Origin of the sequence: Lysinibacillus sp. SGAir0095, assembly GCF_005491425.1 — a bacterium.
Classification (GTDB): Bacteria; Bacillota; Bacilli; order Bacillales_A; family Planococcaceae; genus Ureibacillus.
The window spans coordinates 2,167,005-2,186,410 of the sequence record NZ_CP028083.1 but is presented as its reverse complement, the minus strand read 5'-3'; the positions used below and the strand labels follow the sequence as shown (position 1 = coordinate 2,186,410).

At 36.5% G+C, this 19,406-nt stretch carries 14 protein-coding genes; 11 read left to right on the top strand and 3 right to left on the bottom strand.

Features of this window, described 5'->3' with window-relative positions:
* Positions 1–284: 284 nt before the first annotated feature.
* The 7 genes from ilvB to leuD all read left to right on the top strand — a co-directional run bounded on the left by ilvB (position 285) and on the right by leuD (position 8,536).
* Positions 285–2,057, top strand: a complete 1,773-nt coding sequence (gene ilvB / locus C1N55_RS10700; protein WP_137728812.1) for a biosynthetic-type acetolactate synthase large subunit — start codon at positions 285–287, stop codon at positions 2,055–2,057.
* Complete coding sequence (ilvN, locus tag C1N55_RS10695) at positions 2,054–2,566, top strand: acetolactate synthase small subunit (RefSeq protein WP_137728811.1); 513 nt, start codon at positions 2,054–2,056, stop codon at positions 2,564–2,566. The genes ilvB and ilvN overlap by 4 nt, the downstream gene beginning before the upstream one ends.
* A gap of 102 nt (positions 2,567–2,668) precedes the next feature.
* A complete protein-coding gene (gene ilvC, locus C1N55_RS10690) occupies positions 2,669–3,682 on the top strand; it encodes a ketol-acid reductoisomerase (RefSeq protein WP_137728810.1) in 1,014 nt (337 codons plus the stop codon).
* Positions 3,682–5,226, top strand: a complete 1,545-nt coding sequence (locus tag C1N55_RS10685; protein ID WP_137728809.1) for a 2-isopropylmalate synthase — start codon at positions 3,682–3,684, stop codon at positions 5,224–5,226. Before ilvC ends, C1N55_RS10685 begins: the two co-directional genes overlap by 1 nt.
* 177 nt (positions 5,227–5,403) lie before the next feature.
* Positions 5,404–6,501, top strand: a complete 1,098-nt coding sequence (gene leuB / locus C1N55_RS10680; protein ID WP_137728808.1) for a 3-isopropylmalate dehydrogenase — start codon at positions 5,404–5,406, stop codon at positions 6,499–6,501.
* 15 nt (positions 6,502–6,516) lie between these two features.
* Positions 6,517–7,926, top strand: coding sequence for a 3-isopropylmalate dehydratase large subunit (leuC, locus tag C1N55_RS10675; protein ID WP_137728807.1), 1,410 nt, complete (start codon positions 6,517–6,519; stop codon positions 7,924–7,926).
* A gap of 19 nt (positions 7,927–7,945) precedes the next feature.
* A complete protein-coding gene (gene leuD / locus C1N55_RS10670; RefSeq protein ID WP_137728806.1) occupies positions 7,946–8,536 on the top strand; it encodes a 3-isopropylmalate dehydratase small subunit in 591 nt (196 codons plus the stop codon).
* 50 nt (positions 8,537–8,586) lie between these two features.
* Here the strand turns inward: leuD and C1N55_RS10665 are convergent, their stop codons facing one another.
* Entirely contained in the window at positions 8,587–9,975 is a 1,389-nt protein-coding gene (locus tag C1N55_RS10665; RefSeq protein ID WP_137728805.1) for an MFS transporter, read from the bottom strand.
* 195 nt (positions 9,976–10,170) lie between these two features.
* Here C1N55_RS10665 and C1N55_RS10660 point away from each other — a divergent pair, with 195 nt between their 5' ends.
* Positions 10,171–11,433: a helix-turn-helix domain-containing protein gene (locus C1N55_RS10660; protein ID WP_137728804.1), complete on the top strand. Its 1,263-nt coding sequence runs from the start codon at positions 10,171–10,173 to the stop codon at positions 11,431–11,433.
* 36 nt (positions 11,434–11,469) lie between these two features.
* On the opposite strand, the gene yfkAB is transcribed toward C1N55_RS10660, so the two are convergent.
* On the bottom strand, positions 11,470–12,579 hold the full coding sequence (yfkAB, locus tag C1N55_RS10655) for a radical SAM/CxCxxxxC motif protein YfkAB (RefSeq protein WP_137728803.1): 1,110 nt from the start codon (positions 12,577–12,579) through the stop codon (positions 11,470–11,472).
* A 125-nt stretch (positions 12,580–12,704) separates the two neighbouring features.
* On the bottom strand, positions 12,705–14,627 hold the full coding sequence (locus C1N55_RS10650; RefSeq protein WP_137728802.1) for a right-handed parallel beta-helix repeat-containing protein: 1,923 nt from the start codon (positions 14,625–14,627) through the stop codon (positions 12,705–12,707).
* Between the two features lie 188 nt (positions 14,628–14,815).
* Between C1N55_RS10650 and C1N55_RS10645 the strand changes: the two genes are divergently transcribed.
* The 3 genes from C1N55_RS10645 (at position 14,816) to acnA (ending at position 19,174) form a co-directional block, all read left to right on the top strand.
* The gene (locus C1N55_RS10645) at positions 14,816–15,646 is read left to right on the top strand and encodes a DUF2785 domain-containing protein (protein ID WP_137728801.1); all 831 of its coding nucleotides are present in this window, start codon (positions 14,816–14,818) and stop codon (positions 15,644–15,646) included.
* Between the two features lie 34 nt (positions 15,647–15,680).
* Positions 15,681–16,235, top strand: a complete 555-nt coding sequence (locus C1N55_RS10640; protein ID WP_137728800.1) for a hypothetical protein — start codon at positions 15,681–15,683, stop codon at positions 16,233–16,235.
* Between the two features lie 233 nt (positions 16,236–16,468).
* The gene (acnA, locus tag C1N55_RS10635) at positions 16,469–19,174 is read left to right on the top strand and encodes an aconitate hydratase AcnA (protein ID WP_137730620.1); all 2,706 of its coding nucleotides are present in this window, start codon (positions 16,469–16,471) and stop codon (positions 19,172–19,174) included.
* Positions 19,175–19,406: the final 232 nt, after the last annotated feature.

Below are 19,406 nucleotides of genomic sequence, written 5' to 3'. Positions count from 1 at the left end.
TCGGAGTGAGCTATTAAACGCGAGTTCGCAATTAGATAGCTCCGGGCATGTTTCGAAATGCTCGTTATTAATGAATAGTGTGCTAAATCTTGTTGCACTTGGAATTTTCTTATTATTTAGAATGTTCTTTGTAGATTGGCATTTCCCACTATTCGCGAGGTAGCTTATTTAGCTATGAACAAGGGTGGTACCATGAAAGTCTTTTTCATCCCTACGTAAAGGTTTTCTTTGCGTTGGAGAAAAGGGCTTTTTTATTTTTTTAAAATTAAGGGAGGAGTTAACAAATGGCTGCCAACGTATCCACAACCAATGAAATAAAAGATACAAACACTACAGCTCAATTACAACCTGAAGTAGAAAGTAAACCAAGAAACGGTGCAGATGTTTTAATTCAAGCATTACATGATCAAAAAGTAGATATAATTTTTGGCTATCCTGGTGGTGCTGTTTTAAATGTATATGACGCATTGTACAGAAATCCGATTCGACACATTTTAACAAGGCATGAACAGGGAGCAATTCATGCAGCAGAAGGTTATGCACGTGTGTTAAATAAAACGGGTGTTGTTATCGCAACAAGTGGTCCTGGAGCTACTAACCTAGTTACTGGTATTGCCGATGCAATGATTGATTCAATTCCATTAGTCATTTTCACTGGTCAAGTGGCAACAGATGTAATTGGCTCTGATGCTTTCCAAGAAGCTGACATTATGGGAATTACAACTCCAATTACAAAGCATAATTACCAAGTCCAAGATGTGAACGACATACCACGTATTGTAAAAGAAGCGTTCCATATTGCCAACAGTGGTCGTAAAGGTCCAGTGTTAATTGACTTCCCAAAAAATATATCTGCTTCAGTATTTGATGAAGCATTGGCTGAGGCTAGTAGAGAAGAAGAATTATATTTACCGGGATACCAACCAAATACAAAACCTAATTTTCTACAAATCCAAAAAGCGATTCAAGCAATCAGTGAATCCAAACAGCCATTGGTTCTAGCAGGAGCCGGTGTATTATTTGCTGATGCTCGCAACGAATTAACTGAATTTGCGGAAAAATACAAACTGCCTGTTATTAATACGTTGCTTGGTTTAGGCAGTATTCATGGACAGCACGAATTAAACTTTGGCATGGCGGGTATGCATGGTGCTGCTGTCGCGAATGATGCTATCCAAAAAGCGGATTTGCTTATTAATATCGGTGCCCGTTTTGATGATCGTCTCACAGGAGATACAAAGTTATTTGCACCTAAAGCAACAATTATTCATATTGATATCGACCCTGCAGAGATTGGTAAAAATATTCCAACCGATATTCCGATCGTGGCAGATGCAAAGGAAGCATTAAATGCCTTACTTAAGAAAGATTTTGAGGGGCCGGATACTACGGACTGGTTAGCATATCTCTACTCAAAACAACAAGATACTCCTTATTGGTATGTAGAAGATGAAAAGGAAATTTTACCTCAACAAATTATTGAGATGGTTCACACAATCACAAATGGGGATGCGATTGTAACAACGGATGTAGGGCAGCATCAAATGTGGGCTGCACAATATTATAAATTAAATCATGATCATCAATGGGTAACATCAGGTGGTCTTGGCACAATGGGCTTTGGATTCCCTGCTGCAATCGGTGCTCAATTCGCTAAGCCAGACAAGAAAGTAGTTACATTTTGTGGAGATGCCGGCTTCCAAATGACATTACAAGAGCTGGCCTTACTGAATGAATTTAATCTACCTGTAAAAGTTGTCATTGTGAATAACGGTGCACTGGGAATGGTACGTCAATGGCAACAGCTATTCTATGATGGTCGCTATTCACAGAGTTTAATGCCTGTACAACCTGATTTCGTGAAACTAGCAGAGGCATACGGAGTAAAGGGTTACCGCATTAATACAATGGATGAGGCACAGTCATTATTAGAAGAAGCATTAAATTCCGATGAACCTGTAGTAATTGATGCAAGAGTTAAGCAGTTAGAAAACGTTTATCCAATGGTTCCAGCTGGAAAATCTTTGGATGATATTGTAGGGGTGAAGAAATTTTGAAACGAGTTATAACAGTTACTGTATTAAACCAAAGTGGCGTACTAAATCGCGTTACGGGTTTACTGATGAAACGTCAATTTAACATCGAATCCATTACGGTTGGCCACACAGAACAAGTGAACATTTCTAAAATGACCTTTGTTGTAAACGTGGCAGATGAAACAAAGCTCGAACAATTGATCAAACAATTATCAAAGCAAATTGATGTTTTAAAAGTGAACGATATTACTGAAAAATCAATTGTTTTAAGAGAATTAGCCCTTATTAAAGTCGTCTCGCCAGCTAATCTAAGGCATGAAATGAATTCTATTGTTGAACCATTTAGGCCACAAATTATCGACACGTCCAAAAATGTTGTCACATATCAGGTAGTCGGTCATCCTGACAAAATCGATGCATTTATTGAATTAATTCGACCATATGGCATTAAAGAATTAACGCGAGCAGGTGTTACTGCATCTGTTCGCGAGACTCAACCAATTGAAACACCGCAACTTTCTATTCTTTAGTAAGTGTACTTACTAGATAGTTAGTATATAAATCGATGATACGTTTATAAGCGTGTTATCTGGTATTTAAAAAATAGAACCCAATATTAGGAGGAAATGAAAATGACAAAAATGTACTATCAAAACGAAATTAATGAGGCTCCATTAAAAGGAAAGAAAATCGCAATTATCGGTTACGGATCACAAGGCCATGCACACGCGCAAAATCTAAAGGATTCTGGTTTTAATGTAGTAGTTGGAGTTCGTCCAGGTAAGTCATTTGACCAAGCAAAAGAAGATGGATTAGATGTGAAAACAGTTGCAGAAGCTGCAAGCGAGGCTGATATCATCCAAATCCTACTTCCTGATGAAAGACAAAAACAAGTTTATGAAGCTGAAATTGCACCGTACCTAGAACCAGGTAAAGCATTAATGTTCGCTCATGGCTTTAACATTAACTTTGGTCAAATCGTACCTCCAGCTGATGTGGATGTATTTCTGGTTGCACCAAAAGGTCCTGGTCATTTAGTTCGACGTACTTTCGTTCAAGGTGCAGGTGTTCCAGCACTATTCGCAATCTATCAAAATGCTACAGGTCAAGCACGCGATCTTGCTTTAGCTTATGGTAAGGGTGTTGGTGCTGCCCGTGCAGGAATGTTGGAGACTACATTTAAAGAAGAAACAGAAACTGACCTTTTCGGTGAGCAAGCAGTACTTTGCGGTGGCACAACAGAATTAATCAAAGCTGGTTTCGAAACGTTAGTAGAAGCTGGATATCAACCTGAGTTAGCCTATTTCGAAACTTTACATGAATTAAAATTAATCGTTGACCTTATCTATGAAGGTGGTATGGAGACAATGCGTTACTCTGTTTCGGATACTGCAGAATGGGGAGATTATGTAACAGGTCCTCGTATTATTGATGCATCAGTAAAAGCGCGAATGAAAGAAGTATTAACAGATATCCAAGACGGTACTTTTGCTAAAGATTGGATTAAAGAAAATGAAACTGGTCGCCCACGTTATAATGCATACAAAAAAGCAGGTGCAGAACACCAAATTGAAGAAGTAGGATCAAAATTACGTGAAATGATGCCATTCATTAATGAAGGCAAGAAAAAAGTGGTGATTAAGTAGTGCGCAAGATTGATATTTTTGATACGACTCTACGTGATGGAGAACAGTCAGCTGGTATTAACTTAAATACTGCAGAAAAAATCGAAATCGCTAAGCAACTGGAACGTCTAGGCGTAAGCATTATTGAAGCAGGTTTTCCTGCTTCAAGCCCTGGTGATTTCGAAGCGGTTAACAAAATAGCAAAAACTGTTAAAAATTCCATTGTTACGGGTCTTGCTCGCTGTGTGAAAAACGACATTGATGCTACCTGGGAAGCTATTAAAGAAGCTGAACAACCACATATTCATGTATTTTTGGCAACAAGTCCGATTCATATGGAATATAAATTAAAAAAATCACCAGATCAAGTTGTCGAACAAGCGGTAGAAGCCGTGAAATATGCGAAAAAATTCTTTCCGCTTGTTCAATGGTCTGCTGAAGATGGGTTCCGTTCAGATCGTGAATTCTTAGTTCGAATAATTGAAAAGGTAATAGAAGCTGGTGCTACGACTGTAAATGTTCCTGATACTGTTGGATATGCTTCCCCCCAAGAATACGGTGAACTTTTCAAATTCTTGCGTGAGAATGTTCGCGGTGCTGAAAAAGTGAAATTTTCTGCTCATTGCCATGATGATCTTGGTATGGCAGTAGCGAACTCAATTGCAGCAATTCAAAATGGTGCTGACCAAGTGGAATGTACCATCAATGGTATCGGTGAACGTGCTGGTAATGCTTCATTAGAAGAAATTGGAGTCGCCATGCATATCCGTAACGATCTTTACCAAGTTGAAACAGGCTTGAACCTAAAGGAAATTAAACGAACGTCTCAATTAGTTAGCCGTTTAACAGGCGTTGTCATTCAACCTAATAAAGCCGTTGTTGGGAAAAATGCATTTGCGCATGAATCAGGTATTCACCAAGATGGTGTATTAAAAAATAAAGAAACCTATGAGATTATTTCACCTGAATTAGTTGGTGAGGGCGAGGTTCCTCTAGTTTTAGGTAAACACTCTGGGCGTGCAGCATTCCGTGATCGCGCAGAAAAAATGGGCTTTGACTTATCAGATGAAAAATTAAATAAAGCATTCCAGGAATTCAAAAAACTTGCCGACCGTAAAAAGGAAATTACCGAAGAAGATTTAGTTACCCTTCTGACTGAGCAGCAGGTATCAATTGAAGACATTCCATTATTCGAATTGAAATCAGTTCAAGTTTCTTATGGAACAGAAAACATTCCAACTGCTACAGCATCTGTATTAACACCGGAAGGAGCTTTAAAAACTTTAGCTGCTACTGGATCTGGCTCTGTAGAAGCGATATTCAATACTCTTGAACAATTAGTGAATGCAACAGTAAATATCCTTGACTTCCGCGTTAAATCAGTAGGAAAAGGTAGAGATGCATTAGGTGAGGCACTTGTAAATTTAAGATATAACGGTTATACGTCAACAGGGCGCGATGCTTCTCAAGATGTACTTGAAGCAACAGCTAAAGCATATTTAAATGCAATTAATCGCCATTTAATACAAGAAAGTATACGTGGTAAGCAAACAGCAGAGGTTTGATCGTTCATTCATTCATTTAGCAGATTTTTGGATAAGGCTACAAGTGGTTTCATATGATTGGTTATGCAATTTGTTAAACTCAAATCGACAAGGAAAACGCCATCAAAGACTTGCTTTGGTGGCATTTCTTTAAACTAGCGCTTTAGCGTAAAAACAGTATAGAAAGGTGTTTTGCAGATGGAAAAGAAAATTACGGTACTTCCTGGTGATGGAATTGGACCAGAAGTTGTTGCGGCTGCAATACGAGTTTTACAAGTGATTGCAAAACGATACAAACATGATTTCCAACTAGGATATGCAGCAATTGGTGGGGCTGCAATTGATCAATTCCAAGACCCACTTCCAATAGAAACAATTGAGATGTGTATGGAAAGTGATGCAATTCTTCTGGGAGCAGTAGGAGGGCCGAAATGGGATAACAATCCTGCAGATTTACGTCCCGAGAAAGGATTGCTTCGAATTCGTAAAACCTTTGATTTATTTGCAAATCTAAGACCGGTAAAAGCATTCGGAAGCTTACTGGATGCCTCTCCATTGAAACGCGAAGTAGCGGAAAATGTTGATTTGATGATTGTTCGCGAACTAACAGGCGGAATCTATTTCGGTGAAAAAAATCGTTCAGAATCCCAAGCTAGCGATTTAAATATATACACACGCGAAGAGATTGAGCGCATTATTGATAACGCCTTTGTACTAGCAAAACTGCGAAAAGGTAAACTATGTTCGGTTGATAAAGCAAATGTTCTTGAAACCTCAAGACTATGGCGCCAAATTGTCGAAGAGAAAAAACAACAATATCCAGAAGTTGAGGTTGAACATAATTTAGTTGACTCCGTTGCGATGAAATTAATCACTAACCCTGGTCACTATGATGTGGTTGTAACAGATAATATGTTCGGAGATATTTTAAGTGATGAAGCATCTGTCATTACAGGTTCACTTGGCGTGCTACCATCCGCCTCAATACGTAGTGATAATTTCGGTCTGTATGAGCCTGTTCATGGTTCTGCACCAGAAATTGCAGGTCAGGGAATTGCAAATCCGGCAGCAACGATACTATCGGTTGCAATGATGCTAAGATATTCCTTTGACCTTCAAGAGGAAGCAACAGAAATCGAACGTGCAGTAAGCAGTGTATTTGATGATGGTTACTACACAGCAGACTTAGTGAAAGATAATAGCCGTGCACTAACAACTGATGAATGGACGGATAAAGTAATCGCTGAGATTGATACTAGTTTCGTTGCAGATAGTATTATGGAATCATATATTTAAGGATTGGTGAAGAAAATGGCAAAAAATATTATAGAAAAAATTTGGGATTCACATATTGTATATCAAGAAGTTGGGAAACCGGATTTACTTTATATCGATCTTCATTTGATTCACGAAGTAACATCTCCGCAAGCATTTGAAGGGTTACGTTTAGCAGGCAGAAAAGTACGCCGTCCAGATCTTTGTTTTGCAACGATGGATCATAATGTACCAACAAAAAACTTACCAACCATCAATGATCCAATTGCCAAAAAACAAATTATGACATTAGCAGAAAATGCAAAAGAATTTGGAATTCAACTAGCTGATATTGGCCATCCGGATCAAGGAATTGTTCACGTTATTGGTCCAGAGCTTGGGTTAACACAGCCAGGCAAAACGATTGTTTGTGGTGACTCACATACCTCGACGCATGGTGCATTTGGCGCTTTAGCTTTCGGTATTGGGACTTCCGAGGTTGAACATGTTCTTTCCACTCAAACTTTATGGCAATCAAAGCCACCAACGATGGAAATTCGTGTGAATGGAAAGCTTGGTGTCGGTGTTGCCGCTAAGGATATTATTCTGGCAATTATTGCGAAGTGGGGAATTGGATTTGGTACAGGTCATATTGTTGAATACACAGGTGAAGCAATTCGTAACCTTAGTATGGAAGAACGTATGACAATTTGTAATATGTCGATTGAAGGTGGGGCAAAGGCCGGACTTATTTCTCCAGACCAAAAGACTGTCGATTTCCTTCGTGGACGCCGATTCGCTCCAAGTAATGAACGATTTGAAGAAGCGGCTAATTACTGGTTAAGTTTAGCTTCTGATCCCGACTGTTCATATGATGTTGTACTAGAAATCGATGCAGAAGAAATTGAACCAATTGTTACTTGGGGTACAAATCCCTCAATGGGAACAGGGGTATCAAAAACGGTTCCAACAACTGCTGATTATAATTCAGAATCAGATAAATCCGCTCTTAAAAAAGCACTTACTTATATGGGATTAGAAGAAGGTCAACCAATTTCTTCAATTGAAATACAGCATGTATTTATAGGTTCTTGTACAAATTCTCGTCTATCGGATTTACGTACGGCAGCAAGTATTGTAGAAGGCAAAAAGGTTGCACCCGGTGTAAAAGCTATAGTAGTTCCAGGTTCATACTCTACGAAAGCCGATGCTGAAAAAGAGGGCTTAGACAAAATTTTCTTAGATGCTGGCTTTGAATGGCGCGAATCTGGATGTTCTGCTTGTCTAGGTATGAATGAGGACATCGTTCCGTCTGGTGAAAGATGTGCTTCTACATCAAATCGTAATTTCGAAGGTCGTCAAGGAGCAGGTGCTCGTACACATTTAGTTAGTCCTGCTATGGCAGCAGCAGCGGCAATTGAAGGTCACTTTGTTGACGTGCGAAATTATGTTAAGCAAGTAGTATAAGAGGCTAGGAGTGGAGAAAATGGAACCTATTAATATTGTAAGTAGTATTATTACACCATTAGATCGTAAAAATGTTGATACAGATCAAATTATTTCAAAGGAATTTTTAAAACGTATCGAAAGAACTGGCTTTGGCCGTTTTTTATTCTATCATTGGCGTTTTGATGAACAGGGAAATGAAATTTCGGACTTCGTTTTAAATAGACCTGAATATCATAGCTCCGAAATTCTAGTTGCACAAGACAACTTTGGCTGCGGTTCTTCCCGTGAACATGCTCCTTGGGCAATTTTAGACTATGGATTCCGAGTAGTAATTGCACCAAGCTTTGCGGATATTTTCCATAACAACTGTTTCAAAAATGGAATCCTACCTATTAAGTTAACAGAATCAGAATGTGATGAAATCTTAGCAAAAGGCTTGGAAAATCCTTATCATGTAGAAGTTAATCTAGAAGCGCAAACAGTTACAGATTCAGAAGGAAAAATATATAGCTTTAACATCGATCCATATTACAAGCAGATGCTTTTAAATGGATGGGATGAGATTTCGCTTACTTTCCAATATGAAGATCAAATTAGAGCATATGAAGAAAAGCGAGTTGCATACTAATTATTAGAAAGTCACTTCAATTCTATCTTCAGAATTGAAGTGACTTTTATTTATAACCGAGAAGTTGTAGGATTTGATAGTTGCTTTTGTTTTGTAACATGATCACGGTACTCGTTTGCTATTTGTTTCTTCGCTTGCATCTCCGTGTTTTTCAATGTGGCTGATTTAACATAGTTCCTTTCAGATTCTAGTTCAGGATAGACGTCCCTTATTAATGAAGAGGGAAGTAAAACTAAAGTAATCATCACTAATAGTACACTGCAGACAATTAAAATAATTTCTGCTGACACTATATCGTAGAGTATCCCAAAGACTAATGAACCAATTGGCATTAAGCCCATTGCCATCATTTCAAGAATGCCAAACACTCTTCCGCGATAGTTTTCATCTACATCTTTCTGCAACATAACTCCAATTGGTGTATTTGTTAATACAGAAAAACTACCAAATAAGAACATGATCAATAAAAAATACATAAATAACATCGAGGCAGAGAAATGGAACATAAGCGGTATGGCAATTGTCCCTACTAATACCGACAATCCTAATACAGCACGTTTTGAAAACTGTAAGGGGTATTTTATGTTTGATCTAGCGGCAAAGTAAATTGAAACCAGCAACATACCAATTGCACCAGAAGCTTCAACAAAGCCAATTAAAGAATATTCCATTTTCAATACTTCCACTAGAATAAAATTCGTTCCAACACTAACAGAAGTGAAGAATAAATTTAGCCATAGAACGACTAGTAAAAGGCGAGATATAATTGGTTTTGTCTTTAAGTATTGAAGTCCTTCCTTAAAGCTTTCAAGCATGTTATCTTCACTTTTTGTTTCAGCCAGTTTTTTCGAATATAAATTGAAATTCATCGTCGATTCTAGTAAAAAGGCAATTAGATAAGAGATGATGTTTATCAGTAAGAACATTTCCATGGAAACAAATCCAAACAGCATCCCCCCAACAATAGGACCACCTATCCCGGAAACAGACAGTGACATCTGGTTAAAAGACATCGCTTTTTGTATTCTTTCTTGATCAACCAAGTTAGAAATTGATGCAGAAAAGGCAATAGATGAAAAAGTGCTACTAATTGTATAGAATACTGTTGTTACATAGATAGCGGTAATGGACAAGTCGAACAAAAGACTATATGTGAGTAAGCAAGTTACTGATAAGATAACCCCACCCTGACCAACTAAAACTACTGCCTTTCTAGGAAGACGATCAGTTAATATCCCCGCAACTGGCGAAAGAAGTATACGAGGAATAATCGAAAATATTAAATTTGCTGCAAAACTTAAGGCAGAGCCTGTTATTGATAAGATAAACATACTCATTCCAAATGAGTATACGTTGGCACCTAATGAAGAAATCATTTTACTAACTAAAAATGTATATAAATGATAGGTAGCCCGTCTCTGCTTCATCACTTCTGACATATTACCATCCCCTTTGTTTAAAGTTTAATTTAATTAAACTCATAATATTCCACTCTTTGGAAAAAATCAACCTAAAAGTTTAATTTAATTTAACTTATTTGAAAAAAGTAGAAATTTAGGTTACTATTTGTTTAATTGAACTAAAAATTTGCTAATTATTCTGTTATTTGTGGCAAATAAAGGTGGGATGGTTAAATGAATTCGCTTGGTGAACGAATCAAACAATTAAGAAAACAAAAGAAAATGACATTGGCCGAACTTGCTGGGGACCGTTTAACTAAAGGGATGCTTAGCTTAATTGAAAATGGAAAAGCTCAGCCATCCATGGAGAGCTTAAGATATATTGCCGAGAGAGTAGGAGTCGAAGTTTCAACTTTGCTTGATGATGGAAATATTGAAGAATTACGTGAATTACTTATGGAAATAGAAACAGAATATAAAAGTATTTTCTATCCTTTCGATGTGAAAGAAAAAGAGAAATTCATAAAATTATATGACAAAATATCAGTTGTAAATGGACAGCTGCAAGGTAAGAAATATGAGGAAATTCGTTTGCTGGATTATTACATCCGAATCACGACGATATTAAATTATGAACAAGAAGAAAAAACGATGTTCGATGTCATGGCTTATTACGAAAAAGTACATGCTTATAGTCGTATTATAGATTGCTATAGCTTTTTAGCGGCATATGCATTTTACCGAAATGACTATAAAATTGCCTTACAATTCATACTAGATGCTGAACGAAGAATTAAACCATATCGTCATCTTATTGATCATATTGCATTGTTGGATATACATTATTTATTAACTGTTTTGTATGCAGCGATTGATAACACAGCAAAAACTCAAGAAAATCTAAATTTAGCATTAGAGATTGCACATAAAAATAAAATTTATTATCGTTTAGATGATTTTTATCGCTTTACATTAATTCAATCGATTGGCCAAGGAGATGAAGAGAAGAGTAAGTACTACTTAAAGAAATTAAAGCAACATGCAGACTTTACCGAGGACAAAGTGTCTATAAGTGCCCTTGCTTTTGCAAATGCACATTATACAAATCTAATAGAAAAAGATTATAAAAAAGTACCAGTATATCGCGAATTTTTGATCCTTGATAGTTATGACAGCGATGAATTGAATGATGTTCCTCTTTTATATGAAATGGAAGAAGCCTATGCATATTGGATGTTAGGTCGTTATAAGAAATCAATCGAACTGAGTGAGTCTTTTTCAATACCTGTTTATGCTCATCATCCACTAGATTTGTCGATTATGTATAGAAGTTTTGCTGTTCGAGCACTTTGCTATCATGAACTTGGTGAAAAGGAAGCGGCAAAAAGTGAGATTTTGTATGCATATCATGGTGTTGCAGAATTCTCGAGCTCAATCTATAAAAACTTTATACAGGATGCGTATGAAAAAATTCAATATGGAAAAAGGGTTAAGTAGGGAAGTGGGCGCTCCACTTCTACTTAACCCCTTTTTCTATTTTACTGATCCACTTATGAATTTCGCATCTTTATAATACATATTTTTCACTAAAACATTTGGGCCCAAGCATTTTACGGCAGGGCAATGGCAATTTAATGATTTTGCCAGTTCAGTATCCAACCATTTACCGAATGCATTAGGTAATGAATCTGTTTGGATATTTCCAAGCGCAGGTGTATCACCAAAGTCGGTAACGATAATATCACCGTTAAAGATATTCACGTTAAGACGTGATCGACCATCTGGGTCATTTCGCAATGTAACATTTTTGGCCTCGCGTAACCGATTTAACAAAGCTTGATCTTCATCATTTAGACTACATGGATAGAAGGGAAGAGTTCCAAAAAGCATCCAAGTCTCCTCATCACGAATGTCCAATAAGTGATTGATAGCATCTCTCGTTTCCTCTAAAGAGAGTGAAGTAAGACTTGAAGCGAAATCTGATGGGTACATTGGATGTATTTCGTGTCTTGCACACTTCATTTCATTAACGATTTGATGGTGTATATGTTCTATATAAGGAATTGTTTTTTTATTTAACATGGTTTCAGCTGAAACCATTACCCCTTGTTCTGAAAGTATTCTCGAGTTTTCAATCATTCGATCGAAAAGCTTGGCTCTTTGGTCAAAGGTAGGTTTTCGTTCCATCATTGCAAACCCGGTTTCGACAAACTCTTCAATTGTTCCCCAGTTATGCGATATATGAAGAACATCGAGGTAAGGGGCAATTTCTAAATATCTCTCGCCATCAATTGTTAAATTTGAATTCATTTGTGTTCTTACACCACGTTCATGAGCGTATTGGAAAATCGGTTTTACATAGTTTGCTACCGATTTTTTACTTAGCATCGGTTCGCCGCCTGTAATACTTAACGTTCTTAAATTTGGAATTTCGTCTAATCGCTTTAAGATCAAATCTATCGGAAGTGCAGTTGGATCCTTTGTTTGTAATGTATAGCCAACCGCACAATGTGCACATCTCATATTACATAAAGTTGTTGTAGTAAATTCGATATTTGAAAGTGTTAATTTCCCGTATTGTTCTACATCTAAATAAGCTTCCCAAGGGTCGAACTTAGGAGTAATCTTTTCTAATGTTTTCATAGTTATCGATCTTCCTTTCCAAAGTTCCATTTTCTCACAACCTGGACCATTAGAAAACTAATTTTGCTTCAATTAGAAGATTTAACGGTTAACGGGATAATACACCTAATAATCTAGAGACCATCTCAAGTATCTAATTGCTTGATGAAGCTATGATTTTCACTGTAGTAGACATCACCGTAAATATTTTCAACGACAGTTTTGCTAATTTCAATTTTAGAAAAATTAACTGCCTGCACATTAAATCGTGATTTATTGTTCCGGATAACACTATCAGAGATGAATACAGAGGATTGATTTTGTGCAAAAATATCCGAAAGGGCACCATCCGTTATTTGAACACTTTTCAACTCAACCGTTGATTCAAAGTCTATCCATAATTGATGTTGGGCATGTTTAGAAATAAAACAGTCCGAAACAAACACTTCACTATGGTTTTGAATATATAGGGCATTTCGATTGCCATCAAATAATTCACTATTTTTTAGTATGATTGAGCTATCGTTCACGACCATTTGAGAAAGTTCATGGTTGAAAATCTGACTATCAAATAAATATAAACTCGAATTTCTTAATACTTTCACGCCATAGGATTTCCCATTATAAATCTGACAGTTCTCGAAACGAGCATTGGACAAATCACAAATTTCGATTTGTACATTCAGGCTATCGAAAAATTGACAATCGATGGCCGTCAGCTCGCACTCATTAACAATAAATAGGCTTTTTCCATTGGAAAGCTCGCTTTGAATAATAATAATTTCAACATTTGATTTACAAGCGATATGCGGCATTTCATTTTCGTAAAACTTACACATATCCACTTCTACCTTCGAATCAGACATTGCTAAAATTCCGTTACCGATATTCTGGGTTAAAATGGACTTGAAAATCGATAATTCAGATTTAAATAATGTAATGGCTGAATTAGCATTATGTGTAATAGAGCACTCAACAATTGAACAGTTTCCGTTGTCCTCAATACAAATCCCGACATGATAACCGCCAGTAACCTCGACTTTTTTCATTGAACAAATCGATTTATTTGCTATTGAAACTTGAGAGGATCGATTCCCATTAATCCTTGTTTCAAAGATATTGACAATTGAAGTATCACTCAATTGTATCCCGATGTTTTCACCTGCATGAATTTTGCAAAACTCAATATTCATTTTAGAATCCTTGGTTACAACAATATTAGACTTCTTGTTTTGAGCTATTTCACAATGAAAGATTTGTGCTTCTGCATTTTGAGTTATTGAAATTCCTGCATCCCTTCCTTGTTGAATGGAACAATAACGAGCAGTTAATAAGCCTCTTTGTACACAAATTTGAGTCTGAGTATTGTACTGAAGAACGGTAGATTGAATCGAAGCATCCCCTTCATGATATACATGAATCCCCATACCTTCTCCATGTTCAATAACACTTTCATGATCAATGAACCTTGAATCCTCGACGACGACTTGTGCACTCGTATGATGATGAAAATGGACATTTCTTGATTGTACAAAAGAACCATTTTTTATACATAAGGCATGTTTGGCATAGGAGAACTCACACTTTTCAATGTAGACCTGGGAGGATTCTGCTAAAATTTGCACTTTCCCATTATGGTCAAAGTTACAATTTTCAAAAATAGCCTTACTATTATTAATAATAGAAAGTGCCATATCCTTTGCGTTTCCAAAAGTGCAATGGTAGGCGTTTAGTTTTCCGCCATCTACAGTGACATGGATATCATTTTTTCCGCCTTTAAAATGACAATTTTGAAGAACAGCTTCACCTTCAATATACATTTGGGCGGTAGGGGAAATTGTTAGATTTTGTAATGTAACAGATACATTCTTTGGAATAATAATTAAACCTTCAATAATCGTTTCGTCATGTAGATCACCGGCAAGAACCATATTTTTATTTATATGGATTGATTCTTTATATAGCTTTGGCTTTAATTGTATAAAGTTTCCTGCTTTTGAATGCTGTATATTTTTTTGGATTGTTTTTGTTTTAGAAAATAATCTTGAAAAATACTTATAAATAGCCACTAAGGGATACCTCCTCCATTTTAAAATCAATACTTCTATTGTCAGTAAAAATGAGGAATCTTAATCGCATTTTTACAATTCTTTGAAAAATATGGATAATTTTTTTTCGCAATCTAAATTTTCTTTTTTGCTAAAAGCCAAATAGAGGGTTAGAATTAACTTTATTTGATTTTAGGAGGATTTTATTTTTGAAAGCTACATTCACTGAACTTTTAAATATGAACAATCTTGAAAGACAAGCATACCTGAAAGAACACGCTGATTACTTAATAGAAAATATGATTGAACATATTGGGTATCCTGAAGATGAACTGCGCGATAAATTAAACTACCGCTTATTTATCGAGCTACTTGCGGATCATTTGTTTTCGCATCAACAGATGGCACATATCGCTACTACCCTAAAAAGCGATAACTATCTGTTCCGCTCCATTGGTGAGAGAGATACCGACACTGTATTTACACGGTCATTTTCAGCACTTTGGCTAAGCAACTTACTAAATGCAGATAGACAATTACGATTCTTAAAAGAGGAGCAGGCAGCAAGTATTTTAGAAGCAAGCTCTCGTTATCTAACAAAAGAAAAAGATGTGCGTGGTTTTGTTGGCCAGAAAGGTTGGGCACACAGTATTGCACATGGAGCTGATTTATCCAGTGCACTTATTTCGCATCCTTCGTTCAATGTTCGACTTGCACCAGTTATTTTGCAAGGAATAAAGGATAGTTTTTGGAAAGGCAGTGTCTATGTTGATGACGAAGAAGAACGTCTAGTAACAGTTTTTGAAAAATTAATAGCTCTAGATTACCCGGAAGAAATTTTGATCGAATGGATTGAACAGGTTTTTGATAAATTACAATTTTATTTAATGGAAGTGGGATACACACCACAGTATTTTGCAGCACGAACAAATACTCTTCATTTTATGAAAACTTTATACTTCACATTAAAGTTTTCTCAAAAATCTCCAGAAATAATGGGGATTGTTTCATTATTTATATCGAAATGGATGAAGCAATAGAAATACAGAGCTAATAAGTATGGTAGGTGAGAGCGTGAGAAGGAGATTTACACGTATTATTGTTTTTGCAATACTCATTATTGGTTTAGGTGTTGGGTACAATTTCATTTCAAATCTCTTTTCAGGAGATGGAAAAGATTCACCAGAAGAGGCATTACCCCAAGATGCTAGCTATGTATGGATTGAAGGGCCAAAAAGTAAAAAGGAACAGAGATTTTTCTTCTTATCTAATGGAAATTACTTTGGAACGCAAATTGTAACCGAAAATTTTAAAGGCTGGAGCACAGGGCAAAGTACAGCATCTCCTTTAGTGAAAGCAATAGAAGAAAATACCATAAATGCTGCTTTCTCTGATAGCAAAATTCTATTTGGACTTATCAAACCTAATGGGAAAGTGAAAGTCACAGTTAACGAGCAAGTAACGAAACGTATACCATTCAATACTTTAAGTAAAGAAGCAATAAAAAACTATAATGTTCAAGGGTATGAAATCTGGTACATAGATTTGTCAGAACTGGCTCAACCAAAGAAATATCGAATCCAAGTATTAGATGAAAATAATTCATTGATTAATGAGTTATTAATCTAATACTAATTGTCCATAATTGGGAAGGGATAACTATCTAGCTATCTTATAATGGTGGGTTTTCTATTTTAGAAAAGTAAGCTATAATACTATTTGCATAGTAAATGGCTAGGTCATAAAAATAACTTATCACAAAAGATAATATTAATGTAATTTACTTATGTATATAAATCGTTTATGATGATTTATGGAGAAAAGCTTTGCAAGCATTTTCAATATTAAATAGGGGGAGTACAATAATGGCAAGTAACTTACACAACAGCCGTTCTTCATTCGACGTTAATGGTAAAACATATAACTTTTACCGTTTAGCTGCAATCGAAGAAGCTGGCGTAGCAAACGTATCACGCCTACCTTACTCAATTAAAGTATTATTAGAATCTGTATTACGTCAATTTGATGATTATGTAATTAAAGAAGAGCACGTTAACAACTTAGCGAAATTTGGTGCTGGTGCTGACGCAGAAGGTGAAGTACCTTTCAAACCATCACGTGTAGTATTACAAGACTTCACAGGTGTACCAGTAGTTGTAGACTTAGCTTCTTTACGTTCTGCTATGAAAGAATTAGGTGGAAATCCAGATAAAATCAACCCAGCTATCCCAGTTGACCTTGTTATTGACCACTCAGTACAAGTTGACAAATACGGTAATGCAGCAGCATTACAAACTAACATGGATCTTGAGTTCGAACGTAACGCAGAACGTTACAACTTCTTAAAATGGGCTCAAACTGCATACGATAACTTCCGTGCTGTTCCTCCAGCAACTGGTATCGTACACCAAGTTAACTTAGAATATTTAGCGCCAGTAGTTCACGTTAAAGAAAACGTTGATGGCACATTTGAAACATTCCCAGACTCAGTAGTAGGTACTGACTCACATACAACAATGATCAACGGTATCGGTGTACTTGGATGGGGTGTAGGTGGTATCGAAGCTGAAGCAGGTATGCTTGGTCAAGCGTCATACTTCCCAATTCCAGAAGTAATCGGTGTTAAATTAACTGGTGATCTTCCAAACGGTGCAACTGCAATGGACTTATCATTAAAAGTAACTCAAGTATTACGTCAACGTGGTGTAGTAGGTAAGTTTGTTGAGTTCTTCGGTCCTGGTGTATCTAAATTACCATTAGCTGACCGTGCTACAATTTCAAACATGGCTCCTGAATATGGTGCAACATGTGGTTACTTCGCTATTGACGAAGAATCATTAAACTATATGCGTTTAACAGGTCGTGACGAAGAGCACATCGCAGTAGTTGAAGCTTACTTAAAAGCTAATAACTTATTCTTCGATCCATCTTTAGAGCCTGTTTACACTGATGTTTTAGAAATTAAATTAGAGGACATCCAACCAAACCTTTCTGGTCCAAAACGTCCACAAGATTTAATTCCTCTTACAGATATGAAAGCTCGCTACCATGAAGCAGTAACTGCTCCAATGGGCGTACAAGGCTTTGGTTTAACAGAAGATGAATTCGCTAAAAAAGCAACTGTTAAATTTGCAGATGGCGATGTGGAAATGCCAACAGGTGCTGTAGCAATCGCTGCAATCACTTCTTGTACAAACACATCTAACCCATACGTTCTTTTAGCTGCTGGTTTAGTTGCGAAAAAAGCAGTTGAAAAAGGTATCCAACCACCTTCATGGGTTAAAACTTCTTTAGCACCAGGTTCTAAAGTAGTAACTGGTTACTTAGAAGAGTCAGGTTTACAATCTTACCTTGACCAAATTGGTTTCAACACTGTAGGTTATGGTTGTACAACATGTATCGGTAACTCTGGTCCATTACTTCCAGAAATCGAAGAAGCTATTAAAGACAAAGACTTATTCGTAACTTCAGTACTTTCTGGTAACCGTAACTTCGAAGGTCGTGTACATCCACTAGTAAAAGCTAACTACTTAGCATCACCACCACTTGTTGTTGCTTATGCATTAGCTGGTACAGTTGATATCGACCTACAAAAAGATGCAATCGGTACTGACAAAGATGGTAACGAAGTATTCTTCGCGGACATCTGGCCTTCAACTGAAGAAGTAAACGCTGTATTAAACAAAGTTGTAACTCGTGAATTATTCCAAAAAGAATATGAAACAGTATTCACAGCTAACGAAAAATGGAATGCAATTGAAACATCAACTGAGTCTTTATACACATTTGATGAAAAATCAACTTACATTCAAAACCCACCATTCTTCACTGGTCTTTCTAAAGAGCCAGGCGCAATCCAAACTCTTGAAGGATTACGCGTAATCGCTAAATTTGGCGACTCTATTACAACTGACCATATTTCACCAGCAGGTGCGATTGGTAAAGATACACCAGCAGGTAAATACTTACAAGAAAATGGTGTAGCTATTCGTGACTTCAACTCTTACGGTTCTCGTCGTGGTAACCACGAAGTTATGATGCGCGGTACATTCGCTAACATCCGTATCCGTAACCAAGTTGCTCCTGGTACAGAAGGTGGATTCACTACTTACTGGCCAACAGGTGAAGTTGAGTACATTTACGATGCAGCTATGAAATATCAAGATCAAGGTACTGGATTAGTAGTATTAGCTGGTAACGACTATGGTATGGGATCTTCTCGTGACTGGGCTGCTAAAGGTACATTCTTATTAGGAATTAAAACAGTTATCGCACAAAGCTATGAGCGTATTCACCGTTCAAACCTTGTAATGATGGGTGTTTTACCACTTCAATACTTACCAGGTGAAAGCGCTGATACATTAGGATTAACTGGTAAAGAAGAAATCTCAGTAAACCTAACTGATAATGTAAAACCTCGTGATATTTTAACTGTAACAGCTAAATCAGAAGACGGAACTGTTAAAGAATTCCAAGCTCTTGCTCGTTTCGACTCAGAAGTAGAAGTAGACTACTACCGTCATGGTGGTATCCTACAAATGGTTCTTCGTCAAAAAGCTGCTGAATAATCATGGATAAATAAAAAACTGATAAGTTCATTTGAACTTATCGGTTTTTTTTCGTATTGTATAGTTAATATTTTCTATATTTAGTCTTCTCACGATATTTTACCAAGATTCTACCTAAATGTTATAAAAGTTATATAAATTTACATCAATTTACAGAAAATTAATAGATTTTTAGATTCAGATAGTTTAAAATATAATAAAATTATATTTATTTCATAATTTTAAAAATAAT